Genomic DNA, 23,611 nt, shown 5'->3' on the forward strand with positions numbered 1-23,611 from the left:
CCACCGTTCTATAAACTTAATGCATGTTATGCATGCGCAGGTAGAGCTGGAAACCGGCCACACCGAGCCCGAAGGCGCCCGCGAAATAGACGACGAAACTGAGCAAGCGGTTGGTGCGCTGCTGTTCGGCGATCAGCACACGGATCAGCTCCCCGTCCCTGGCCGGCGGTTCGCCGGCCTGCTCCAGCGCCCGGTGCAACAGGCGCGGCAGTTGCGGCAGCACGTGGGTGTAGCGCGGCGCTTCGCCCTTCAGGCGCTCCAGCATGCCTTGCCAGCCCACTTGCGCCGCCATCCATTTTTCCAGGTAGGGCTTGGCCGTCTTCCACAGGTCCAGGTCCGGATCGAGCTGGCGGCCCAGGCCTTCGATGTTGAGCAGCGTCTTTTGCAGCAACACCAGTTGCGGCTGCACTTCCACGTTGAAGCGGCGCGAGGTCTGGAACAGGCGCAGCAGGATCTGGCCGAACGAGATGTCCTTCAGCGGCCGGTCGAAGATCGGTTCGCAGCAGGCCCGCACGGCCGACTCCAGCTCGTCCACGCGGGTGTCGCGCGGCGCCCAGCCCGATTCGATGTGGGCCTCGGCCACGCGCTTGTAGTCGCGCCGGAAGAAGGCCAGGAAGTTCTGCGACAGGTAATCCTTGTCGAAATCGTTGAGCGTGCCGACGATGCCGAAATCGAGCGCGATGTAGCGCCCGAAGCTGGCCGGGTCGATCGACACGAGGATGTTACCGGGGTGCATATCGGCGTGGAAGAAGCCATCGCGGAATACCTGGGTGAAGAAGATTTCCACGCCATCGCTCGAGAGCTTCTTCAAGTCCACGCCGGCCGCTTCCAGCCGGTCGATCTGCGACACGGGGATGCCATGCATGCGCTCCATCACGATCACGCTGCTGGAGCAGTAGTCCCAGAACATTTCCGGCACCAGCAGCAGGCTGGAATTGGCGAAGTTGCGGCGCAACTGACTGGCGTTGGCCGCCTCGCGCATCAGGTCCAGTTCATCGTGCAGGTACTTGTCGAACTCGGCCACCACCTCTTTCGGCTTCAAGCGCTTGCCGTCGGTCCAGATGCGCTCGATCCAGTCGGCCGCGATGTGCATCAGCGCCACGTCCTCGTCGATGGACTTCTTCATGCCGGGGCGCAGCACCTTGACGGCCACTTCCTTGCCATCCTTGAGCGTGGCGAAGTGCACCTGGGCGATCGAGGCCGACGCCACCGGAATCCGCTCGAAGGTGGAGAACAGCTGGTCCGGGTGGTCGCCCAGCGACTTGCGGATCTGGGCGATGGCCAGCTCGGAATCGAACGGCGGCACCCGGTCCTGCAGCTTGGACAGCTCCACCACCAGGTCGAGCGGGATCAAATCGCGCCGGGTCGACAGCACCTGGCCGAACTTGACGAAGATGGGCCCCAGTTCCTCGAGCGCCATGCGCAGGCGTTCGCCGCGCGGGGCGGAAATGTCGCGCCAGAAGATCACGGTATCGATCAGCTTGGCTATACGCGGCACTTTCAGGCCAGCGATGGCGATTTCATCGAGGCCATACTTGACCGACACCCGCAGGATTTTCAGCAGGCGTAAAAATTTCAATATCATCAAAGATCCAGTGTGTGTTACTTGGCGGCGCGGGCGGCCAGCAATTGTTCCAGCCTGGCCACGCGCTTGGCGGCGCGCTCGACGTCATCGCGCAGGCGCGACACGCCGGACGAGAATTCCGCCACCACGGGCGGGCGCAGCAGCACGGGCCGTTCCTCGGCCAGGAATTCGGCCACGTTCTCGGCCAGCTTGCGATGCCCGCTCTGCACGGCCGCAAACGCGGCGCGCGCGCCGGCCACCATGCGCACGGCCGCCACCGGGCCCACCACCTTCTCCAGGTCATGCTCGGCTTCCCAGCGCAGCGACTTGCTCAGGCCCGACAGGCAATTGGCGAACTCCGCGTCGCCCTCGATGCGCACATAGGAAAACGCCCGCTCGCGGTGTTGCACGATCAGCGGCACGTCCGCCAGCTTGACGTGGATGGTGACGCTGGCCGGCGTATCGGCCTCGGCCACGGCCAGGTAGCCATCGCCCGCCACGCGCAGGCGCACGGCCACGGACGGGGCATCGACGCAGGCCACACAGGCGACCTTGCCCGCATGGGGCATGAGCTCGCCGCGCGCCCACGGTTCCTGGGCCAGTAGATGGTTGAGAGTGGCGGCGAGCGGCGCCAGCAGCGTCGTCGCGGGAGGAAGCGGAAGGGAAGTGGAAGAAGTCACAGTGGTGTCGATAGGTGTCAGGCGGAGTCGATCTTACCAGTTCAAAGCAAAATCGGGGACGTAACACCATTTTTCCTGCAGGAATAATCGTGTTACGTCCCCGATTTTGCTTGTGGGGAAAACTGTGTTACGTCCCCGATTTTCAGGCCAGTTGCTGGATACCGGCCAGCAGCCAGCCCATGCTGCCGTTGACGGGCTTGGCCAGGTTCCACACTTCGTGGAACGGCTCGGCCGCCGCGCCCGGCGCGGAACGGATCATGCCGGTGAACTTGACGCTGGCCAGGTAATCCTGGTCCGACGTCTCGATGCCCAGCAGTTCGGCCTCGATGCTGACCACGTCCGTGAAATCGGCTTGCGCGCCGCGTTCCGTGATCTGCATCTTGAGCTCGGCGAACACTTCCGGCGTGGTGAATTCGCGGATGTCGGCCACGTCGCCCTTGTCCCAGGCCGCTTGCAGGCGGATGAAATTGCCCTTGGCCACGCGCAGGAAGGTGGCCGTGTCGAAGTCGGCCGGCACGCCCCAGGGCGCGTGCGGCGCGGCCTGCGCTGCCGCAGTGGCAGGCTGGGCCTCGAACGTGGCTGGCTGCAGGCGCGCGCCGATCTCCGGCGTGGCCACGTTGCCCTGGCCACCAAAGTTGCCGCCAGCGTTAGCGCCAAAGTTACCGCTGTAGACGGTGGCCGGCGCCGGCTTGGCGCCGCCGCTCAGGCCGCGCAGCATGCGGATGATGAGGAAGGCCAGCGCGCCCAGCATCAGCACCGTCAAGAGCGAACCGAACATGCCGCCGCCCATGCCGAAGTGCGACATCAGCGCGCCCATGCCCAGGCCCAGCAAGGCACCGCCCACGATGCCCTTCCATGGACTGGCCGGCTTGGGCGGCAACGCGGCCGGCGGCGCCACCGGCGCCGGCGCGGGCGTGGCGGCCTGGCGCGGCGCCGTGGGCGCCGGGGCCGGCGCGGGCGCCATGCGGCTCACGCTTTGCGACTGGCGCCCGAACGAACGGCCGCCGCCCATGGGACGGGCCGTCGCTTCGGCCATCAGCGAGAGGGCGGACACGGCCAGCATTGCGCCGACCAGGATCTTCTTCATGTTCATCATGTCTTTACAGTTTGATACCAGTGTGCAAAGCGGCCACACCCGCCGTCAGGTTGTAGTACTGGACCCGCTCCAGGCCCGCCTCTTCCATCATCTTCTTCAGCGTTTCCTGGTCCGGGTGCATGCGGATCGATTCGGCCAGGTAGCGGTAGCTCTCGGCGTCGCCGGCGATCTTCTGGCCCATCCATGGCAGCACGTGGAAGGAATACAGGTCATACGGTTTCTGCAGCGGCGCCGCCACCTTGGAAAACTCCAGCACCAGCAACTTGCCGCCCGGCTTGAGCACGCGCCGCATTTCCTTCAGTGCCTGGTCCTTGTGGGTCATGTTGCGCAGGCCGAAGGCGACGCTGACGCGGTCGAAGTAATTGTCCGGGAACGGCAGTTTTTCCGCGTCACACAGCATGGTGGGGGTCAGCAGGCCGCGATTCAAGAGGCGGTCGCGGCCCACGCGCAGCATGGATTCGTTAATGTCGGTCAGCCACACTTCGCCCGATGGACCGGCCTGCTTGGCGAAGGCCTTGGTCAGGTCACCCGTGCCGCCGGCGATGTCAAGCACCTTGAAACCGGGGCGCACGCCGGCCTGGGCGATGGTGAACATCTTCCACAAGCGGTGCAGGCCACCGGACATGACGTCGTTCATCACATCGTATTTGGCGGCGACGGAGTGGAAAACCTTGGCGACTTCGTGGACTTTTTCGTCTTCGGAGACGGTCTTGTAACCGAAATGGGTGGTGTTGGTCATGGTGGGCAGCCTGTTAGTGTGCCAGCATTATACTAGCGCGAGGGGCAAACGCAGCGTGGGCGGCGTCAGGCTTGCGCCAACGAGGCGATCGTGAAAACGGCGCCGGCAGAGGACGCGCTAGCGTTCAAGGCCCAGTTCGTGCGCCGGCATGTGGCGCGCGGCGAAGTCGTACAGGGCCACCCGGCTGCTCACGCCCAGTTTGGCGTAGATGGCCGTCAGGTGGTTGCGCAGCGTGCGCTCGCCGATCGCCAGGCGGGTGGCGATCGCGGCCGTGCTGGCGCGCGGGTCGCGCACCAGTTCGGCCACCGCCAGCCGCTCCTTGCGCGTGAGGCGGGCCAGCCTGGCATGGGCCGGATCTTCCTGCGCCTTGCTGCGGGCGATGGTCTCCAGGATGCGCACGGTGGCCAGACGGTCGACCCAGAACTCCCCGCCCCGCACTTTTTCGATGGCCTTGGCCAGCATCTCCACCGGCTCGCTCTTGCAGACCAGGCCATTGGCGCCGGCCAGCACGGCCTCGTCGGCCAGGGTGGACACGCGCGAACTGCTGATGGCCAGCACCTTGCCCCGAAAGCCGGGCAACAGTTCGCCAATCAGCGCCAGCGGGTTGGCGCCATCGAGGTCGTACAGCACCACGTCGACACCATGGCCGCGCAGGTGCTCGCGCGCCTCGGTCACCGTCGCCACGCTGCCGGCCAACTGCAACTGCGGCTGGCGGGACTCGATCAGCTGCGCCAGCCCCCAGGCCGTGATCGGCAAGTCGCAAATCAACAACACCCGGATCGGCTTATCGGGGCCGCGCGCGGCGGCGCTCATGGGACCACTCCCGGCCGCCCCGCCTTGCCACGCCGTACTGGCATTCCAGCCCTGCCGTTCATGCCGCCTCCCATGATGTTTGTCACAGTTTTATCACAGGAAATTGTAATTGGCTACCGGAAAAAAGAGCGGTTTCTCCCATGCGTAACTTGCAGCTTGAGCGTCAAATAGGTGGGACAGGGAAATAAAAATTTCCCGTCCGGAACTTGTGCCGTCTAACCACACAGTGAGAGCAAGAAGATCATGGCCACCATCCGCACCGTCTTTATCGATTCCGCCCTGTCCGATGCCGCGTCGCTCGCGGCGCAATACGACGCCAATGTCTTCGACGTCGTCATGCTCGACGGCGCCACGCCCGGGCCGCAACAGATCCAGGACTGGATCAGCGCGCACGGCGCGAGCACGGCCGCCATCAACGTGGTGTCGGCCAGCGCCAGCCTGAACGGGCTGTTCACGCCGCGCGTGGTGTTCGTCGACCCCAGCGTGGCGGACTACCAGAGCATCATCGCCGCCACCCCGGCCAACGCCACCATCGTAGTGCTGGATGCGGCCAAGGATGGCGTGCAGCAAATCCATGACTTCCTGGCCCACAACACGGGCCTGGTGGCGGCCATCGACATCGTCACCAACCTGGCCAGCGTGGACGTGGTCTCGCATGGCAGCCCGGGCGAAATCCATCTCGGCACCACCGTGCTGAACGCCGACAACATGGCCGCCTACAGCGCCACCCTGGCCGACATTGGCAGCCACCTCACGACCGGCGCCGACATCCTGCTGTACGGCTGCGACGTGGCGGCCGGCGCCACGGGCCAGCAATTCATCACCAGCCTGGCCGCCGCCACCGGCGCCGACGTGGCCGCCTCGACCGATCTGACGGGCGCTGCCGCCGCCGGCGGCGACTGGGTGCTCGAGGCCAGCACCGGCACCATCGAGACGGCCGCCATCAGCGACGCCACCTACTCCGGCACGCTGGACAACGCCACCGCCGTGACGGCCTTCACCATGTCGGCCGACAGCGGCACCTCCGCCACGGACTTCGTCACCAACGTGGCCACCCAGACCATCAGCGGCATCTTCACGGCCAGCACCAACAATTCGCAAGTGCCGACCGTGTATGTGTCCACCGATGGCAGCGGCGCCACCCGCACGGCTGCCACCGTCACCTACCCCACCAGCGCGGCCGCCGGCACCTTCACGGCCACCGTCACGCTGGCAGCGGGCGCCGGCAAGAGCATCCAGTTCTGGGGCGCGGCGAACGGCAACAACCCGCTCGGCTCGACCCACGCCTACACGCTCGACACGACGGCGCCCGCCACCACCGTCAACACGGTCGCCTTCAGCAATGACAGCGGCAGCAGCGCCAGCGACTTCAACACCAATGTGGCCGGCCAGACCATCTCCGGCACGCTCAGCGCCAACACGGCCAGCGGCGAAGTGGTCAAAATCTCGCTCGACAACGGCGCCAGCTGGCAAACGGCCAGCAACACGGTCGGCAGCAACAGCTACAGCCTGTCCGGCGTGACGCTCACCGGCAGCAACACGCTCAAGGTGCAAGTGGAAGACGCGGCCGGCAACGCCGGCCCGGCCCACGCGCAAGCCTATGTGCTCGACACGGCCGCGCCGGCCGCCGGCACGCTGGCCTTCACCAGCCTGGCCGACAGCGGCGCGGCTGGCGACGGCATCACCAACGACAACAGCTTCGGCCTGGCGCTGACGGGCAACGAGGCCGGTGCGGCCGTCGTGTACCAGGTATCGACGGACGGCGGCGCGCACTGGAACGCCACCGGCACCAACCAGACGGCGCTGGCCGACGGCAGCTACCAGTTCCGCGCCCAGGTCACGGACACGGCCGGCAACAGCGCCACGGCGGCGGCTATCAGCGTGACCATCGACACGGCGGCGCCCGGCGCGCCCGTCATCACGGGCTTTGCCGACAACAGCGGCTCGCCGGCCGACACCATCAGCAACGACAACACCCCCACCCTGACCGTGACGGCGGAAGCCGACACAACCGTTGCCATCTACCAGGACGGTGTGCTGGTGGGCAGCGCCACCCAGACGGCGCCCCACAGCGGCGTCTACACCTACACCTCGGCCGCGCTGGCCGACGGCAGCTACAACTTCACGGCCAAGGCCAGCGACGCGGCGGGCAACGCCAGCGCCGCGTCGGCGACCCAGCAAGTCAAGGTGGACACCACGGCCGACGCCGGCGCCGACCTGGCCGTCCACGTCAGCGACAGCCTGGTCAACAATGCCGAGAAAGGCGCCGTGGCCTTTACCGTCTCCGGGCTGGACGCCGACGCCAGCGCCACCACCACCTTCAGCGACGGCAGCCACACCGTCACCGCCAGCGGCACCAGCGGCACGGTCAACCTGTCCGCGCTGGGCGACGGCGCCATCACCGTCACCGTCGCCGCCACCGACGCGGCCGGCAACCACGCCAGCGGCGCAAGCGCATCCACGACGCTCGACACGACAGCCGATGCCGGCGGCGACCTGGCCGTCCACGTCGGCGACAGCCTGGTGAACAATGCCGAGAAAGGTGCCGTCGCCTACACGGTGTCCGGCCTCGACGCCGACGCCACGTCCACCGTCATCTTCAGCGATGGCACCAACACTGTCACCGGCAGCGGTGGCACGGCCGACCTGTCCACGCTCTCTGACGGCGCGATCAGCGTCACCATTTCCGCCACCGACACAGCCGGCAACCACGCCAGCGGCGCAAGCGCCTCCACCACGCTCGACACGACAGCCGATGCCGGCGGCGATCTGGCCGTCCACGTCAGCGACAGCCTGCTGAACAACGCCGAGAAAGGCACAGTCGCCTACACGGTGTCCGGCCTCGATGCCGACGCCACGGCCACCGTCATCTTCAGCGATGGCACCAACACCGTTACCGGCAGCGGCGGCACGGCCGATTTGTCCACGCTCACTGACGGCGCCATCACCGTGACTGTCGCCGCCACCGACACAGCCGGCAACCACGCCAGCGGCGCAAGCGCATCCACCACGCTCGACACGACAGCCGATGCTGGCGGCGATCTGGCCGTCCACGTCGGCGACAGCCTGGTGAACAACGCCGAGAAAGGCACAGTCGCCTACACGGTGTCCGGCCTCGACGCCGACGCCTCGGCCACCGTCATCTTCAGCGATGGCACCAACACCGTTACCGGCAGCGGCGGCACGGCCGATTTGTCCACGCTCACTGACGGCGCCATCACCGTGACTGTCGCCGCCACCGACGCGGCCGGCAACCACGCCAGCGGCGCAAGCGCATCCACCACGCTCGACACGACAGCCGATGCTGGCGGCGACCTGGCCGTCCACGTCAGCGACAGCCTGGTGAACAACGCCGAGAAAGGCACCGTCGCCTACACGGTGTCCGGCCTCGACGCCGACGCCTCGGCCACCGTCATCTTCAGCGATGGCACCAACACCGTCACCGGCAGCGGCGGCACGGCCGATTTGTCCACGCTCACTGACGGCGCCATCACCGTGACTGTCGCCGCCACCGACACAGCCGGGAACCACGCCAGCGGCGCAAGCGCATCCACCACGCTCGACACGACAGCCGATGCTGGCGGCGATCTGGCCGTCCACGTCAGCGACAGCCTGGTGAACAACGCCGAGAAAGGCACAGTCGCCTACACGGTGTCCGGCCTCGACGCCGACGCCTCGGCCACCGTCATCTTCAGCGATGGCACCAACACTGTCACCGGCAGCGGTGGCACGGCTGACCTGTCCACGCTCTCTGACGGCGCCATCACCGTGACTGTCGCCGCCACCGACACAGCCGGCAACCACGCCAGCGGCGCAAGCGCCTCCACCACGCTCGACACGACAGCCGATGCTGGCGGCGATCTGGCCGTCCACGTCGGCGAAAGCCTGGTGAACCATGCCGAGAAAGGTGCCGTCGCCTACACGGTGTCCGGCCTCGATGCCGACGCCACGGCCACCGTCATCTTCAGCGATGGCACCAACACCGTCACCGGCAGCGGCGGCACGGCCGATTTGTCCACGCTCACTGACGGCGCCATCACCGTGACTGTCGCCGCCACCGACACAGCCGGGAACCACGCCAGCGGCGCAAGCGCATCCACCACGCTCGACACGACAGCCGATGCTGGCGGCGATCTGGCCGTCCACGTCAGCGACAGCCTGGTGAACAACGCCGAGAAAGGCACAGTCGCCTACACGGTGTCCGGCCTCGACGCCGACGCCTCGGCCACCGTCATCTTCAGCGATGGCACCAACACTGTCACCGGCAGCGGTGGCACGGCTGACCTGTCCACGCTCTCTGACGGCGCCATCACCGTGACTGTCGCCGCCACCGACACAGCCGGCAACCACGCCAGCGGCGCAAGCGCCTCCACCACGCTCGACACGACAGCCGATGCTGGCGGCGATCTGGCCGTCCACGTCGGCGAAAGCCTGGTGAACCATGCCGAGAAAGGTGCCGTCGCCTACACGGTGTCCGGCCTCGATGCCGACGCCACGGCCACCGTCATCTTCAGCGATGGCACCAACACCGTCACCGGCAGCGGCGGCACGGCCGACCTGTCCACGCTCTCTGACGGCGCCATCACCGTGACTGTCGCCGCCACCGACGCGGCCGGCAACCACGCCAGCGGCGCAAGCGCATCCACCACGCTCGACACGACAGCCGATGCTGGCGGCGACCTGGCCGTCCACGTCGGCGACAGCCTGCTGAACAATGCCGAGAAAGGTGCCGTCGCCTACACGATGTCCGGCCTCGACGCCGACGCCACGGCCACCGTCATCTTCAGCGATGGCACCAACACCGTTACCGGCAGCGGCGGCACGGCCGATTTGTCCACGCTCACTGACGGCGCCATCACCGTGACTGTCGCCGCCACCGATACAGCCGGCAACCACGCCAGCGGCGCAAGCGCCTCCACCACGCTCGACACGACAGCCGATGCTGGCGGCGACCTGGCCGTCCACGTCGGCGACAGCCTGGTGAACAACGCCGAGAAAGCCAGCGTGGCCTACACCGTGACCGGCCTCGATGCCGATGCCACGGCCACCGTCATCTTCAGCGATGGCACCAACACTGTCACCGGCAGCGGTGGCACGGCCGATTTGTCCACGCTCTCTGACGGCGCCATCACCGTTACTGTCGCCGCCACCGACGCGGCCGGCAACCACGCCAGCGGCGCAAGCGCATCCACCACGCTCGACACGACAGCCGATGCTGGCGGCGACCTGGCCGTCCACGTCAGCGACAGCCTGGTGAACAACGCCGAGAAAGGCACCGTCGCCTACACGGTGTCCGGCCTCGACGCCGACGCCACGGCCACCGTCATCTTCAGCGATGGCACCAACACCGTTACCGGCAGCGGCGGCACGGCCGATTTGTCCACGCTCACTGACGGCGCCATCACCGTGACTGTCGCCGCCACCGACACAGCCGGCAACCACGCCAACGGCGCCGGCGCCAACGCCACGCTCGACACCACGGCCGACGCGGGTGCCAACCTGGCCGTGACCGTCGCCGACCATGCCATCAACAATGCCGAGAAAGCGGCCGTGGCCTACACGGTGCTGGGCCTGGACGGCGATGCCAACGCCACCATCACCTTCAGCGACGGCAGCCACAGCGTGCTGGGCGCGAACGGCGTCGCGGACTTGAGCACGCTGACGGATGGCCCCATCAGCGTCTCCATCAGCGCGAACGACCTGGCGGGCAACTCGGCGGCCGGCGCCGGCACCAGCCTGGCGCTCGACACCCACGGCCCCGCCTTCAGTTCCGCCAGCACGGCCTCCATTGCCGAGAACACGGGCGCCAGCCAGGTGGTCTACGCGGCCGCGGCCAGCGACGCGCATGCCATCACCTACAGCCTGCTCGGCAACAACAACGATGACGCGGCCGCCTTCACCATCGGTGCCAACGGCGCCGTCACGCTGACCGCCAATCCCGACTTCGAAACCAAGAGCAGCTACCACTTCACCGTGCTGGCCACGGACAGCTTCGGCAACGCGAGCCAGCAAGCCGTCACGCTGGGCATCACCGACGTCAACGAAGCGCCCACCGCCTCGCCCGTCAGCTTGACCACTATCGAGAACGCCGTCATCACCACCTCGCTCTCCAACGCCGTCAGCGACGTGGACGCGGGCGACACGCTGAGCTTCGCGCTGGCCTCCGGCACGGTGTCGCTGTCCTGGAGCGCGGACTCGACGTCGCAGTCGCTGATCAATCCCGTCACCCACGCGGCCGTCAGCCTGGCCACGCTGGCGGCGCAAGCCACATTGTCGGCCGATGGCAGCAACCTGACCATCACCACCCCGACGGAACTGGACTGGATGACCACCGGCCAGGTCATCCGCGCCACGCTGAACTATACGGTGACCGACCACGGCGGCCTGTCGGGCAGCGACAGCATCGCGCTGCTGATCAACGGTTCGACGGCCGACAAGGGCGTCAATCTCGTCGGCGGCAACGGTAACGATAGCTTGTCGGGCAACGCCACCAACAACGCGGAAGACGTGCTGCAAGGCGGGAACGGCAACGACACGCTGACCGGCTACGGCGGCACCGACGCCCTGTACGGCGGCAACGGCGACGACAAGCTGTCGGGCGGCGCCGGCATCGACTACCTGTACGGCGACCTGGGCAACGACACGCTCGACGGCGGCACGGAAGGCGATTACCTGTTCGGCGGCAAAGGCAACGATATTCTCACCGGCGGCAGCGGCGCCGACAAGTTCGTGTTCGAACCGCAGTTCGGCAACGACCGCATCACGGACTTCCACCTGGCCGAAGGCGACAAGCTGTATTTCGCCGACATCCTGTCCACGCCCATGACGGCCGACGCCTTCGTGGCGAAATACGTGACAGACACGGGCAACGACCTGCTGATCAGCCTGCCGGGCGGCTCGATCGTGCTGGTGGGCGTGGCCAGCGTTAGCGGACTGGCCGCCGCCATCAACTTCGGCATGCCATCGTAGGCGGGCCGGTCCGGGTGGGCGCCATGCCCACCCGGCCGCCTAGCTGTACTGCCCGGCCAGGCTGGCCACCACGGACAGCAGTTCGGCCGGGTCCACCGGCTTGGCCAGGTGCGCCTGGAAACCGGCCTTCAGGCTGCGTACCCGGTCCTCCGAGCGGGCGAACGCGCTCAAGGCCACCACTGGGCGCGTGTCGCCGCGCCCGCGCAGGGCGGCGATGAAGTCGTAGCCATCCTGGCCCGGCATGCCGATGTCGCAGATGATTACGTGGGGATCGCCGCGCTCCACGGCGGCCAGCGCTGCGTCCACCGAGGCGGCGCAGACGGGCTGGGCCCGCTGCTGCTGCAGCAATTGCTGCAGCAGCCCGCGCGCATCGGGCTCGTCGTCCACCACCAGCACCCGCAGGCCATCGAGCGCCGGCAAGGCTGCGGGCGCCTCGGTCCGGCTGCCGGCGCGCTCGCGCACGGCACGCGCCTCGGCCTCGTTGCGCACCCGGATCGGCAGGCTGACGCAAAAGGTGGTGCCCTGCCCCGCCCCCGCGCTGCTGACGCTGATGTGGCCGCCATGCAGCTCGATCAGGTTCTTGGCTACGGCCAGGCCCACGCCCAGGCCGCCATGCCGGCGCCGCGTGGACGAGTCGGCCTGGCTGAAACGCTCGAACACGAACGGCAGGAAGTCCTCGGGGATGCCTTCGCCCGTGTCGGCGATGGTGAGCACCATGTGGCTGCCGGCCTGTTCCAGCAGCACGCTGATGCGGCCCTGCCTGGGGGTGAACTTGACGGCGTTGGTGAGCAGGTTCCACAACACCTGCTGCAGGCGGGCCGGATCGCCGCTGACCAGGGGCGCGGCCGGGTCGGCCACGTATTCCAGCTCGATGTGCTTCGACTCGGCGGCCGGCATGATCGACTCCACGGCGGCACCGATCACCGTGGCCAGCTCAACCGGCTGCATCTCTAGCCGTATCTTGCCCGACGCGATGGAGGACAGGTCCAGCAACTCGTCGATGAGCCGGGTTTGCAGGCGCACGTTACGGTCGATCACTTCAATGCCTTTGCGCACGATGGCCGCATCCTCGTAATTGCTGTCGAGGATCTGGGTCCAGCCGAAGATGGAATTGAGGGGCGTACGCAACTCGTGCGACAACGTGAGCAGGAACTCATCCTTCATCAGGCTGACGCGCTCGGCCTCCTTGCGTCCGGCCCGCTCCTTGACCAGCAACTCGTTGACCTCGCGCTGGGCGGCCAACACTTCGGCCGTGCGCTCGGCCACGCGCAATTCCAGGCTTTCGTTCAGGGCCACCAGGGCCGTCTCGACCCGCTTGCGCTCGGCCAGCTCACGCTCGCGGTCCTGCAGGGCCTGGTTCAGCTGGCGCATGCTGGGGATCTGCAGCGCCTTGGGCACGAGCGGCCACAGCAGGATTGCCGTGATGATGGACACGGCGGCCGTGACGGCCTTGAGCAAGGCATCGACCCAGTAGTCGGGGTGCCAGATGGTCCAGACGGCCAGGAAATGGGTGGTGCCGCAGGCGAAAATGAAGATCGAGAAGCAAACGAAGATCCACGAGAATTGCAGGTCGCTGCGCTTGCGCACGAAATACAGCATGGCCACCGGGATCGTGTAATACGCGAGGCCGATCATGGAATCGGACACTACATAGGTCCACAACAAATCTGGCGTCCACAGGTAACAATGCCCGTGGGGCATGAAGCCGTCTTCGCTGAAGAAATTCGCCAAAAAGCCCAACATATGCCGTCTCCGCCTCGTTAATGCCTGCCGGATTGCGCCTGACGCCGTTGCTGCGAATACAGATTGTACTGATTTGTTACGCCATAAACAGCAATTTGGAGAATCGTGTCACACCATGGTCGTCCGTCTGTTTTATCATAGACAAACATGCAAGCATGCGCGGACGACAAGCCGCGCGACGACACCAACACGGGAGGAATCAGCCATGACACACGCCGCCTTGCCACCGAACGAGCTACCCATCTACCGCCTGCTGACGGGGCCGGACGATTCCGCCTTCTGCCGCCGCGTGAGCGAAGCGCTGGCGCTCGGCTACCAGTTGCACGGCTCGCCGGCAGCCACCTTCAACGGCAAGCAAGTGATCGTGTGCCAGGCCATCGTGTGGCCGGGAGCGGTCTAAGGAGAATCGGAGGGCCACCGCCGTGCGGTGTGGGCCAGCGCCAGTACCCATACAACATCGTCACGGATTTCGTAAACGAGCCGGAAATGGGCATAGGGGGCATGGGGTAACAGTTCGCGCGTGCCAGATATCTTGCCGGGGTGCCCCAGCTTTGGGTGTGTGGCCAGGTTATCCGCTGCGGCGCTGAACAACCCGTCCATGCGGATGGCGGCGTGCAGGCTATCGGCAGCGATATGATCCCAGACGTCGCAGCGGTCCTGCAGTGCTTGCGGCGTCCGGATGACCGATGCGGATGCGGATGCGGGAGCGCGTGACAGACGAAAAAAAGGCAGCGTCAGGCGCTGCCGTTGAGCTCAATGCCGGCCGCCGCAGCCGTGCGACTTGGGCGCCGAGGCGGCCAGCGTGGCGCCGGGCTCGCGGCCGCTGTCGCCTTCGAAACCGGCCGCGTGCAGACGGGCCAGGTAGTCGGTCCACAGTTGCGCCTGCTCGCGGCCCAGCTTGTACAGATAATCCCAGCTGTACAGGCCCGTGTTGTGGCCGTCCGTGAAGGTGGGCTGGACCGCGTAGTTGCCCACCGGGTCCAGCGCGGCGATGCCTACCTCGCGCTTGCCGACTTGCAGCACTTCCTGGCCCGCGCCGTGGCCGCGCACTTCGGCCGATGGCGAATACACGCGCAGCAATTCGAAGGGAATCGTGAAACTGGCGCCGTCGTCGAAGCTCACGTCGAGCATGCGCGACTTGTTGTGCACCGTGAGGCCGGTCGGCAGTGGGCTGTTACTCATGGCTCAGGTCCCTTTCAGCCGCCCAGGCGGGCGACGATGTCGGCATGCAGTTGCGGCAGCAGCGCGCGGCGCGCGGCCAGCACTTCCGGCAGCGAGCTGCGCTGGGCTGCAGCCCAGGTCGGATGGGGGAAATGGGCGTCGTCCAGGTAGCGCGGGATCACGTGCCAGTGTACGTGCGGGGTCTGGTTGCCGAAGCTGGCCAGGTTGATTTTCTCCGGCAGCATGATTTCACGCTGGGCCAGTTCGACTTGCCATACGACATCCATGATCCAGTGCCGCTCGCGCGGCATCAGGTCGCTCATTTCCTTCACGTGGCTGTTCCAGATCACGCGGCAAAAGCCCGGATACTCAGGCTCGTCCACGGCGATCACGGACACCTGGGCATCGCGCCAGACCACGGTGCCAGCCGGCGCCGTGCCCTGGTCGATGGCCGCGTTCAGCTTGCACAGGTGGCAATGCGTCGTCATACCAGCACCCTTTCAATACCGCCATCGTTGGCGCGCTTGACGTAGTCGGGCATCCAGTTCTCGCCCAGCAGGTGGCGGGCGATCTCGACCACGATGTAGTCGGCCGTCGTGCCCGAATCGTCATTGTAGCGCGACAAGCCTTGCAGGCAGGCCGGGCAGCTGGTGAGGATCTTGACGTCGCCGTTGAAACCGTCGGCGCGCAGCTTGTCGGCGCCCTTGACCATTTCTTCTTCCTTGCGGAAGCGCACCTGGGTCGAGATGTCGGGACGGGCCACGGCCAGCGTGCCGGACTCGCCGCAGCAGCGGTCGTTCTTCTCGATCTTCACGTGGTCCACGGTCTCGATCAGCGCGTTGACGGTCTTGCTCGACTCCTGCAGCTTCATCGGGTTGTGGCAGGGCTCGTGGTACATATAGCGCGTGCCCGTCACGCCGTCCAGCTTGACCTGTTTTTCCAGCAGATATTCGTGGATGTCCATGATGCGGCAGCCAGGGAAGATCTTCTCGAATTCGTAGGTGGCCAGCTGGTCGTAGCAGGTACCGCACGACACGAGCACGGTCTTGATGTCCAGGTAGTTGAGCGTGTTGGCCATGCGGTGGAACAGCACGCGGTTATCCGTCATCATCTTCTCGGCCTTGTCGTACTCGCCGCTGCCGCGTTGCGGATAGCCGCAGCACAGGTAGCCCGGCGGCAGCACGGTCTGCACGCCCACTTCCCACAGCATGGCCTGGGTGGCCAGGCCCACTTGCGAGAACAGGCGCTCGGAACCGCAGCCGGGGAAGTAGAACACGGCTTCCGTATCGGCCGTGGTCTTCTTCGGATCGCGGATGATGGGGATGAACTTGTTGTCCTCGATGTCGAGCAGGGCGCGCGCCGACTTCTTGGGCAGGTTGCCCGGCATCTTCTTGTTGATGAAGTGGATCACCTGCTCGCGCACGGGCGCCTTGCCGACCGTCGGCGGCGGCGCCTTGGTCTGCTTCTTGGCGAACTTGGACAGCAAGTCGTGGCCCAGGCGCTGCGCCTTGTAGCCCCAGCCTATCATGGCCGTGCGGGTGGCGTTGATGGTGGCCGGGTCGGTCGCGTTCAGGAAGAACATGCCGGCCGCCTTGCCCGGATTGAAGCTCTTCTTGTCCATCTTGCGCAGCAGGTTACGCATGTTCATCGACACGTCGCCGAAGTCGATGTTGACCGGGCATGGCGTGACGCACTTGTGGCACACGGTGCAGTGGTCGGCCACGTCCTCGAATTCCTCCCAGTGCTTGACGGAGATGCCGCGCCGCGTCTGTTCCTCGTACAGGAACGCTTCGATCAGCGACGAGGTGGCGAGGATCTTGTCGCGCGGCGAGTACAGCAGGTTGGCGCGCGGCACGTGGGTCGAGCAGACGGGCTTGCACTTGCCGCAGCGCAGGCAATCCTTGACGCTGTTGGCGATGGCGCCGATGTCGCTCTGCTGCATGATCAGCGATTCGTGGCCCATCAGGCCGAACGATGGCGTGTAGGCGTTGCGCAAGTCGGCGCCCATGCCGTCCAGGTTCAGCAGCTTGCCCTTGTTGAAACGGCCTTCGGGGTCGATGCGCAGCTTGTAGTCGCGGAATTCGCCGATCTCATCCTCGGTGAGGAACTCCAGCTTGGTGATGCCGATGCCGTGCTCGCCCGAGATGACGCCATTGAGCGAACGGGCCAGCTTCATGATGCGGGCCACGGCGTGGTGCGCATCCTGCAGCATTTCGTAATGGTCCGAGTTGACGGGCAGGTTGGTGTGCACGTTGCCGTCGCCGGCGTGCATGTGCAGCGCCACGAACACGCGCCCGCGCAGCACGCGCTTATGGATGGCGGTCGCTTCGTCGAGGATCAGCTTGAACGCGGCGCCGTTGAAGATCTGGCGCAGCTGGGCGCGGATTTCCTGCTTCCACGAGATGCGGATGGTGCGGTCCTGCACCACGTCGAACACCGTGGCCTTGGGCTGGTCCTGCAGGCGCTGCGCCAGCACGGGCGCCAGGTGCTCCAGGCCCAGCGCGGCCAGTTGTGCCGTCACGGCGGCCAGCGGCTGGTCCAGCTCCTTGAGCAGGAAGCTCCAGCGCGCCGTCACCTGTTCCAGCAGGGTGCTGGCCTGCTGGGCGCGGTCGCCCAGCATCTCGGCGTCGGTCACGCGGTCGTCGGTGGCGTCGTCGCTCTTGCCCACCGGCAGATTGCCGGCGGCGATGAAGGCGGCCAGTTCACCGGCCAGTTCCAGCTTGTTCTTGATCGACAGCTCGATGTTGATGCGCTCGATGCCGTCCGTGTATTCGCCCATGCGGTTGAGCGGGATCACCACGTCCTCGTTGATCTTGAAGGCGTTGGTGTGCTTGGCGATGGCGGCCGTGCGGGCGCGATCGAGCCAGAATTTCTTGCGCGCTTCCGGGCTCACGGCCACGAAGCCTTCGCCGACGCGGGTGTTGGCCAGGCGCACCACTTCCGAGGCGGCCAGCGCCACCGCGTTCTCGTCGTCACCCACGATGTCGCCGAACAGCGCCATCTTCGGCAGCACGCCGCGCTTGGACTTGGTGGAGTAGCCGACGGCGCGCAGGTAGCGCTCGTCCAGGTGCTCCAGGCCGGCCAGGCGGATGGTGCGGAACTGCTCGCCCTTGGCCGGCAAGCCGTCCAGGTAATCCTTGATTTCCACGATCGATGGGATGGCGTCACGCGCCTGGCCGAAGAACTCCAGGCACACGGTACGGGCGTGCTTGGGCATCTTGTGCAGGATCCAGCGCGCCGACGTGATCAGGCCGTCGCAGCCTTCCTTCTGGATGCCGGGCAGGCCGGCCAGGAACTTGTCCGTCACGTCCTTGCCCAGGCCTTCCTTGCGGAACTTGCGGCCGGGAATTTCCAGCATTTCCGTCTTGAACGGCTGGCCCTTGGCTTCGCCGCGGCCGTTCGGATGGGTCCATTCGAGCTTGAACTTGGCCACCGGCGCGTCGTGGATCTTGGACAGGTTGTGCTCGATACGGGTCACTTCCAGCCAGTCGCCGTTCGGGTCCACCATGCGCCACGAGGCCAGGTTGTCGAGCGCCGTGCCCCACAGCACGGCCTTCTTGCCGCCCGCGTTCATGGCGATGTTGCCGCCGATGCACGAAGCATGGGCCGAAGTCGGATCGACGGCGAACACGAAGCCAGCCTTCTCGGCCGCTTCCGACACCTTGTTGGTGATCACGCCGGCGCCCGTGTAGATGGTCGCGTATTCTTGCTCCAGGCCAGGCAGCACCTTCATTTCCACGGCGCCCATGTTGAGCAGCTTTTCCGTGTTGATGACGGCCGACATGGGCGTCAGCGGAATGGCGCCGCCCGTGTAGCCGGTGCCGCCGCCACGCGGGATGATGGTCAGCCCCAGTTCGATACAGCCCTTGACCAGGCCGGCCATCTCGTCTTCCGTGTCGGGCGTGAGCACGACGAACGGGTATTCCACGCGCCAGTCGGTGGCGTCGGTCACGTGGGCCACGCGCGACATGCCGTCGAACTTGATGTTGTGTTTTTCCGTGTAGCGGCCCAGCACCTTGGTGGCGCGCTTGCGCAAGTCCCAGGTCTGGCGGAATTCCTCGCCAAAGTCGGCCACGGCCTTGCTGGCCGCCTTCAGCAGCTGCTCCACGTTGGCGCTGCGGCGGCGGGCCACGTCGGCCGCCTCGCCCGCCTCTGCCGTATCGACCTGCAGGCGGCGCTTGTCCACTTCGGCCAGGCGGTGATGCAGGGCGTCGATCAGTTCCTGGCGCCGCTTGGGGTTGTCCAGCATGTCGTCCTGCAGGTAGGGATTGCGCCGTACCACCCAGATATCGCCCAGCACTTCGTACAGCATGCGGGCCGAGCGGCCCGTCTGGCGCGCGCCGCGCAGCTCGTCCAGCAGACCCCACGACGCTTCGCCCAGCAACCGGATGACGATTTCGCGATCGGAAAACGACGTGTAGTTGTAGGGGATTTCGCGCAGCCGGGTGGGCGCGGGACCATGAGGCGTATCGGCTAACAAAGCTTGGAGTTGTGCTGGGGCATTCATTGAGATTGGACGTGTAAACTGAACCCGGGAGGGTCATTCTAGCGTATTGCGCCGCACCATGCCGGAACAGCCTTAGCCTCGCTAAGGGCTATTCGTGACGTGTGATGCCGAAATTAATTTGCAAAACGACGAGATCGTTGGCACGTTTGCGCAAATTGCAATTTCACCAGCAAATATTATTCCGCTTTCAGTATAGTTTGCGAAATGACGTTTGCCAGCAAAATCAGCCCAGCAAGGCGCCGATCCGGTGCCACAAGCCGTCAGGGACGTACAACAAGGCCGTCGTCATGCAAATATAGCGCGCCAGCTTGCCGGCCGCCATATATGCCACGCTGGGCCAGAACGGCAGGCGCAGCCAGCCGGCCAGAGTGCACAGCGGATCACCCACGCCGGGCAACCACGACAGCAGCATGGTCTTGGCGCCGTAGCGCTCGAGCCAGTGGAACCAGCGGCTTGCGCGCTCGGCCGCGAAGGTCTCCTTGGCCTGGTAGCCCATCCAGTAATCGACCATGCCGCCCAGCGTGTTGCCGACCGTGGCCACGAGAATGACAGGCACGAACAGCGCGCCATTGGCCTTGATGACGGCGAATACGGCCGGCTCCGACCCCAGCGGCAACAAGGTGGCGGAGATAAAACTGACCAGGAACACGGACGTGAGCCCCACTTCGGGCGCGGCCAGCACGTGCAGCAGCCAACTGATGGCGGAAGCGATCATCGTGATTTTGAAGTTGGCGAAAGGTGTCCATTATAATTAAGCTCACCCGTTCAGCAGTACCAAGGAACAGTCCGGTTTTACGCCCACCCGCGCCACGCCGGCACCATGCCGCCCCCGGCCACCCGCCGGATACGAGAGTAGCTTGTCTTTGCATCGCCCCGGACTGGCATCCCCCGCCCGGCCCAGAATCATTTTGTTTGCAGACCATGACTATCGACTACCTGAAGAAGATCCTGACCGCCCGCGTCTATGACGTCGCCGCCGAAACCCCGCTGGAACTGGCCCCCACGCTGTCGCAGCGTTACGCCAATCGAATTTATTTCAAGCGCGAGGACATGCAGAGCGTGTTCAGCTTCAAGATTCGGGGCGCCTACAACAAGATGGCCCACCTGAGCGACGCGCAGCGCAAGCGCGGCGTGATCTGCGCCTCGGCCGGCAACCATGCCCAGGGCGTGGCGCTGTCGGCTGCGCGCATGGGTTGCCGGGCCGTCATCGTGATGCCGACCACCACGCCGCTGGTGAAGGTCGATGCCGTCAAGGCGCGCGGCGGCGCGGACGTGGAAGTGGTGCTGCACGGCGAGTCCTACACGGACGCCTACAACCACGCGCTGCAACTGGAAAAAGAACAGAAGCTGACCTTCGTGCACCCGTTCGACGATCCCGAAGTGATCGCCGGCCAGGGCACCATCGGCATGGAGATCCTGCGCCAGCACGCCGGCCCCATCCACGCCATCTTCGTGCCCATCGGCGGCGGCGGCCTGATCGCCGGCATCGCCGCGTATGTCAAGCAGATCCGTCCCGACATCAAGATCATCGGCGTGCAGAGCCTGGATTCGGACGCCATGGCGCGCAGCCTGAAGGCGGGCGAGCGCGTCACGCTGGCCGACGTGGGCCTGTTCGCCGACGGCACGGCCGTCCGTCTGGCCGGCGAGGAAACCTTCCGCCTGTGCCAGCAGTTCGTGGACGACGTGATCCTGGTCGACACGGACGCCATCTGCGCCGCCATCAAGGACGTGTTCACGGACACGCGCAGCATCCTGGAACCGTCGGGCGCGCTGGCCATCGCCGGCGCCAAGGCTTACGTGGAGCGCGCTGCGCTGACCAAAGATCCGATCGAGAACGCCACCCTGATCACGGTGGCCAGCGGCGCCAACATGAACTTCGACCGGCTGCGCTTCGTGGCCGAACGGGCCGAACTGGGCGAGGCGCGTGAAGCCGTGTTCGCCGTGACGATGCCGGAACAGCGCGGCAGCTTCAAGCGCTTCTGCTCGCTGATCGGCCCGCGCAACGTGACCGAGTTCAACTACCGCATCAGCGACCAGGACCAGGCCCACGTGTTCGTCGGCATCCAGATCGCCGACCGCGGCGAGTCCAGCGCCGTGGCCCGCAAGTTCGAGCAGAACGACTTCCGCACGCTGGACCTCACCCATGACGAACTGGCCAAGGCCCACATCCGCCACCTGGTGGGCGGCAAGAGCACCCTGGCGCAGGACGAGATCCTGTACCGCTTCGAGTTCCCCGAGCGTCCCGGCGCGCTGATGCGCTTCCTCGACAGCATGGCGCCAAACTGGAACATTTCGCTGTGCCACTACCGCAGCCAGGGCGGCGACGTGGGCCGCATCCTGATCGGCCTGCAAGTGCCGCCCGAGGAAATGGGCGAGTTCTCGCGCTTCCTCACCACGCTGGGCTACCGCTACTGGGACGAGACGGCCAACCCCGTCTACAAGCTGTTCCTGGGCTAACCCTCCCCTGCGGGGTCAACGCCACCATTCGTATGCGAGCGCATATAGGCATGTTGGCGTTGACCCCATGGGCATGGCCGCCGCCGATGCGCTACCATGCGCTTTTGCACATCGATTTCCTCACCGCCATGACCAATACCGCCGACCTCGCCGACCTGTCGCCGCTGGGCAAAACTTCCGCCTACCGCACCGACTATGCGCCCGAACTGCTGTTCCCCATCCCGCGCCAGGGCAAGCGCGATGAACTGGGCCTGCACGGCACGCTGCCCTTCTTCGGGGTCGACATCTGGAACGCCTACGAACTGTCGTGGCTGAACCAGCGCGGCAAGCCGCAAGTGGCCATCGCCCGCTTCACGGTACCGGCCGATTCGCCCAACATCATCGAATCGAAGTCGTTCAAGCTGTACCTGAACTCGTTCAACCAGACCCGCCTCGACAGCCCGGAAGCGCTGAAAGCCTTGCTGCAAAAGGATTTGTCGGCCGGCTTCGGCGCCAATGTGCACGTGGTGCTGACCTTGCCCGACGCCTTCTCCAGCATCGCCATGGGCGAACTGGAAGGCACGCTGCTGGACCGGCTGGACGTGGAGATCGACCACTACCGCCCCGCGCCCGAACTGCTCAAGGCCAACCACGACGAGTTGCCCGTGGAGGAAACGCTGGTGTCGCACCTGCTCAAGTCCAATTGCCTGGTGACGGGCCAGCCGGACTGGGCCAGCGTGCAGATCCACTACTGCGGCCCCCAGATCGACCAGGAAAGCCTGCTCAAATACCTGATCGGCTTTCGCGACCACAATGAATTCCACGAGCAATGCGTGGAGCGCATCTTTACCGACATCCTGCGCCAGTGCGCGCCCCAGCAACTGGCCGTGTACGCCCGCTACACCCGGCGCGGCGGTCTCGACATCAACCCCTGGCGCAGCAACTTCAGCAGCGCCCAGCGCCCGCCCAACCTGCGCGGTGCGCGCCAATAAACGCGGACCAGCGCCAGCCTTTTGCGCTGGCGCAAGCAGGCGCACGCCTGCCGTGGCGTGGCGCGCACGCCACCAGCGAAAGGAATACAATTTTCAATCAGACAATAAAACTTCGGCGTATGATGTGAAAATGGGCTGGACGAGGTTTGTTCCGGCACAGTTGCAGTGAAAACAGGAAAAAATCGGAAAAACCGGCCGTATCCTGTCGAATCAGCGGCGCTTTCCGAATTTTTCAAGCGGAAATGGCGTATGCCGAACGCAGTGTATTTTTTACAACAGCAAGACCTGCCCCGCGCACCTCGTGGCGGACACGCCAGTGCAAGCGAATTCATGTTACAAGGTGGTGAAACCAGCCTATAATTCTGCTCGCAAGCCACCACCATTGTGCGTTGCACCATATCTTGTCGTGTTATGAACAACCTCAGCAAAATACTTTCTCTTGAAAACGTCCTGCTCGATCTGGAAGTGTCGAGCAAGAAGCGCGCTTTCGAACAGGCTGGCCTGATTTTCGAGAACAACTGCGGCATCGCCCGCTCCACCGTCTCCGACAATCTGTTCGCGCGCGAGCGCCTGGGCTCCACCGGCCTGGGGCATGGCGTGGCCGTGCCGCACGGGCGCATCAAGGGGATGAAGAGCCTGAAGTCGCCGCTGGCGGCCTTCGTGCGCCTGGCTGAGCCGATCCCGTTCGAATCGCCCGACGGCAAGCCCGTCAACCTGCTGTTCTTCCTGCTCATTCCCGACCACGTGACCCAGCAGCACCTCGAGATCCTGTCTGAAATCGCGGAAATGTTCTCCGACGACGCCTTCCGCGCCGCCCTGACGACGGACCCGGACCCGAAATCGGTCCACTCGCGCATCATCAACTGGGTGCCCACCCTGCAAGCGACGGGCTGATCCGCAGCGGCGCCGGG

Annotated in this window: 16 protein-coding genes; 5 read left to right on the forward strand and 11 right to left on the reverse strand. The window is 65.7% G+C overall.

Going from position 1 to position 23,611, the window contains the following annotated elements; all coding sequences use genetic code 11:
• Window positions 1–16: 16 nt before the first annotated feature.
• From ubiB to H3H36_RS11440, 5 genes are all read right to left on the reverse strand, one after another.
• Entirely contained in the window at window positions 17–1,585 is a 1,569-nt protein-coding gene (ubiB, locus tag H3H36_RS11420) for a ubiquinone biosynthesis regulatory protein kinase UbiB (RefSeq protein WP_182217511.1), read from the reverse strand.
• Window positions 1,586–1,602: 17 nt separating this feature from the next.
• Window positions 1,603–2,244, reverse strand: a complete 642-nt coding sequence (locus tag H3H36_RS11425; RefSeq protein WP_311196627.1) for a ubiquinone biosynthesis accessory factor UbiJ — start codon at window positions 2,242–2,244, stop codon at window positions 1,603–1,605.
• A 142-nt stretch (window positions 2,245–2,386) separates the two neighbouring features.
• Window positions 2,387–3,337: a Tim44 domain-containing protein gene (locus H3H36_RS11430; RefSeq protein WP_182217671.1), complete on the reverse strand. Its 951-nt coding sequence runs from the start codon at window positions 3,335–3,337 to the stop codon at window positions 2,387–2,389.
• A 7-nt stretch (window positions 3,338–3,344) separates the two neighbouring features.
• Window positions 3,345–4,079, reverse strand: coding sequence for a bifunctional demethylmenaquinone methyltransferase/2-methoxy-6-polyprenyl-1,4-benzoquinol methylase UbiE (ubiE, locus tag H3H36_RS11435; protein WP_182217513.1), 735 nt, complete (start codon window positions 4,077–4,079; stop codon window positions 3,345–3,347).
• A 117-nt stretch (window positions 4,080–4,196) separates the two neighbouring features.
• A complete protein-coding gene (locus H3H36_RS11440) occupies window positions 4,197–4,892 on the reverse strand; it encodes a response regulator transcription factor (RefSeq protein ID WP_182217516.1) in 696 nt (231 codons plus the stop codon).
• Between the two features lie 243 nt (window positions 4,893–5,135).
• On the opposite strand from H3H36_RS11440, the gene H3H36_RS11445 reads away from it, so the two are divergent.
• Window positions 5,136–11,861 carry an Ig-like domain-containing protein gene (locus H3H36_RS11445; RefSeq protein ID WP_182217518.1) on the forward strand — a complete coding sequence of 2,242 codons (6,726 nt, stop codon included), beginning with the start codon at window positions 5,136–5,138 and terminating at the stop codon, window positions 11,859–11,861.
• 39 nt (window positions 11,862–11,900) lie between these two features.
• Here H3H36_RS11445 and H3H36_RS11450 read toward each other — a convergent pair whose 3' ends face one another.
• The gene (locus tag H3H36_RS11450; RefSeq protein WP_446033176.1) at window positions 11,901–13,604 is read right to left on the reverse strand and encodes an ATP-binding response regulator; all 1,704 of its coding nucleotides are present in this window, start codon (window positions 13,602–13,604) and stop codon (window positions 11,901–11,903) included.
• Between the two features lie 205 nt (window positions 13,605–13,809).
• Between H3H36_RS11450 and H3H36_RS11455 the strand changes: the two genes are divergently transcribed.
• The gene (locus H3H36_RS11455) at window positions 13,810–14,004 is read left to right on the forward strand and encodes a DUF1737 domain-containing protein (protein ID WP_182217523.1); all 195 of its coding nucleotides are present in this window, start codon (window positions 13,810–13,812) and stop codon (window positions 14,002–14,004) included.
• On the opposite strand, the gene H3H36_RS11460 is transcribed toward H3H36_RS11455, so the two are convergent.
• From H3H36_RS11460 to H3H36_RS11480, 5 genes are all read right to left on the reverse strand, one after another.
• Window positions 14,001–14,342 carry a type II toxin-antitoxin system RelE/ParE family toxin gene (locus tag H3H36_RS11460; RefSeq protein WP_311196628.1) on the reverse strand — a complete coding sequence of 114 codons (342 nt, stop codon included), beginning with the start codon at window positions 14,340–14,342 and terminating at the stop codon, window positions 14,001–14,003. The genes H3H36_RS11455 and H3H36_RS11460 overlap by 4 nt on opposite strands.
• A gap of 15 nt (window positions 14,343–14,357) precedes the next feature.
• Window positions 14,358–14,786, reverse strand: a complete 429-nt coding sequence (locus H3H36_RS11465; RefSeq protein ID WP_182217525.1) for a gamma-butyrobetaine hydroxylase family protein — start codon at window positions 14,784–14,786, stop codon at window positions 14,358–14,360.
• 14 nt (window positions 14,787–14,800) lie between these two features.
• Window positions 14,801–15,253 (reverse strand): HIT family protein, encoded by a 453-nt coding sequence (locus tag H3H36_RS11470; RefSeq protein WP_182217527.1) that lies wholly within the window; start codon window positions 15,251–15,253, stop codon window positions 14,801–14,803.
• Window positions 15,250–19,272 (reverse strand): DUF3683 domain-containing protein, encoded by a 4,023-nt coding sequence (locus tag H3H36_RS11475; protein WP_182217529.1) that lies wholly within the window; start codon window positions 19,270–19,272, stop codon window positions 15,250–15,252. Before H3H36_RS11475 ends, H3H36_RS11470 begins: the two co-directional genes overlap by 4 nt.
• Before the next feature lie 223 nt (window positions 19,273–19,495).
• On the reverse strand, window positions 19,496–19,987 hold the full coding sequence (locus H3H36_RS11480; RefSeq protein WP_182217531.1) for a YqaA family protein: 492 nt from the start codon (window positions 19,985–19,987) through the stop codon (window positions 19,496–19,498).
• Between the two features lie 206 nt (window positions 19,988–20,193).
• Here H3H36_RS11480 and ilvA point away from each other — a divergent pair, with 206 nt between their 5' ends.
• From ilvA to H3H36_RS11495, 3 genes are all read left to right on the forward strand, one after another.
• Complete coding sequence (ilvA, locus tag H3H36_RS11485; RefSeq protein WP_182217533.1) at window positions 20,194–21,729, forward strand: threonine ammonia-lyase, biosynthetic; 1,536 nt, start codon at window positions 20,194–20,196, stop codon at window positions 21,727–21,729.
• A 128-nt stretch (window positions 21,730–21,857) separates the two neighbouring features.
• Window positions 21,858–22,700 carry an NADPH-dependent 7-cyano-7-deazaguanine reductase QueF gene (queF, locus tag H3H36_RS11490; protein WP_182217536.1) on the forward strand — a complete coding sequence of 281 codons (843 nt, stop codon included), beginning with the start codon at window positions 21,858–21,860 and terminating at the stop codon, window positions 22,698–22,700.
• Between the two features lie 411 nt (window positions 22,701–23,111).
• Window positions 23,112–23,594, forward strand: coding sequence for a PTS sugar transporter subunit IIA (locus tag H3H36_RS11495; RefSeq protein ID WP_182217539.1), 483 nt, complete (start codon window positions 23,112–23,114; stop codon window positions 23,592–23,594).
• Window positions 23,595–23,611: the final 17 nt, after the last annotated feature.

Origin of the sequence: Rugamonas fusca, assembly GCF_014042365.1 — a bacterium.
GTDB lineage: Bacteria > Pseudomonadota > Gammaproteobacteria > Burkholderiales > Burkholderiaceae_D > Rugamonas > Rugamonas fusca.

Coding starts and splice junctions, on each gene's coding strand:
- ubiB (WP_182217511.1), bottom strand. CDS start 1,585: ATGATATTGAAATTTTTACGCCTGCTGAAAATCCTGCGGGTGTCGGTC.
- H3H36_RS11430 (WP_182217671.1), bottom strand. CDS start 3,337: ATGAACATGAAGAAGATCCTGGTCGGCGCAATGCTGGCCGTGTCCGCC.
- ubiE (WP_182217513.1), bottom strand. CDS start 4,079: ATGACCAACACCACCCATTTCGGTTACAAGACCGTCTCCGAAGACGAA.
- H3H36_RS11440 (WP_182217516.1), bottom strand. CDS start 4,892: ATGAGCGCCGCCGCGCGCGGCCCCGATAAGCCGATCCGGGTGTTGTTG.
- H3H36_RS11445 (WP_182217518.1), top strand. CDS start 5,136: ATGGCCACCATCCGCACCGTCTTTATCGATTCCGCCCTGTCCGATGCC.
- H3H36_RS11450 (WP_446033176.1), bottom strand. CDS start 13,604: ATGTTGGGCTTTTTGGCGAATTTCTTCAGCGAAGACGGCTTCATGCCC.
- H3H36_RS11455 (WP_182217523.1), top strand. CDS start 13,810: ATGACACACGCCGCCTTGCCACCGAACGAGCTACCCATCTACCGCCTG.
- H3H36_RS11465 (WP_182217525.1), bottom strand. CDS start 14,786: ATGAGTAACAGCCCACTGCCGACCGGCCTCACGGTGCACAACAAGTCG.
- H3H36_RS11470 (WP_182217527.1), bottom strand. CDS start 15,253: ATGACGACGCATTGCCACCTGTGCAAGCTGAACGCGGCCATCGACCAG.
- H3H36_RS11475 (WP_182217529.1), bottom strand. CDS start 19,272: ATGAATGCCCCAGCACAACTCCAAGCTTTGTTAGCCGATACGCCTCAT.
- H3H36_RS11480 (WP_182217531.1), bottom strand. CDS start 19,987: ATGATCGCTTCCGCCATCAGTTGGCTGCTGCACGTGCTGGCCGCGCCC.
- ilvA (WP_182217533.1), top strand. CDS start 20,194: ATGACTATCGACTACCTGAAGAAGATCCTGACCGCCCGCGTCTATGAC.
- queF (WP_182217536.1), top strand. CDS start 21,858: ATGACCAATACCGCCGACCTCGCCGACCTGTCGCCGCTGGGCAAAACT.
- H3H36_RS11495 (WP_182217539.1), top strand. CDS start 23,112: ATGAACAACCTCAGCAAAATACTTTCTCTTGAAAACGTCCTGCTCGAT.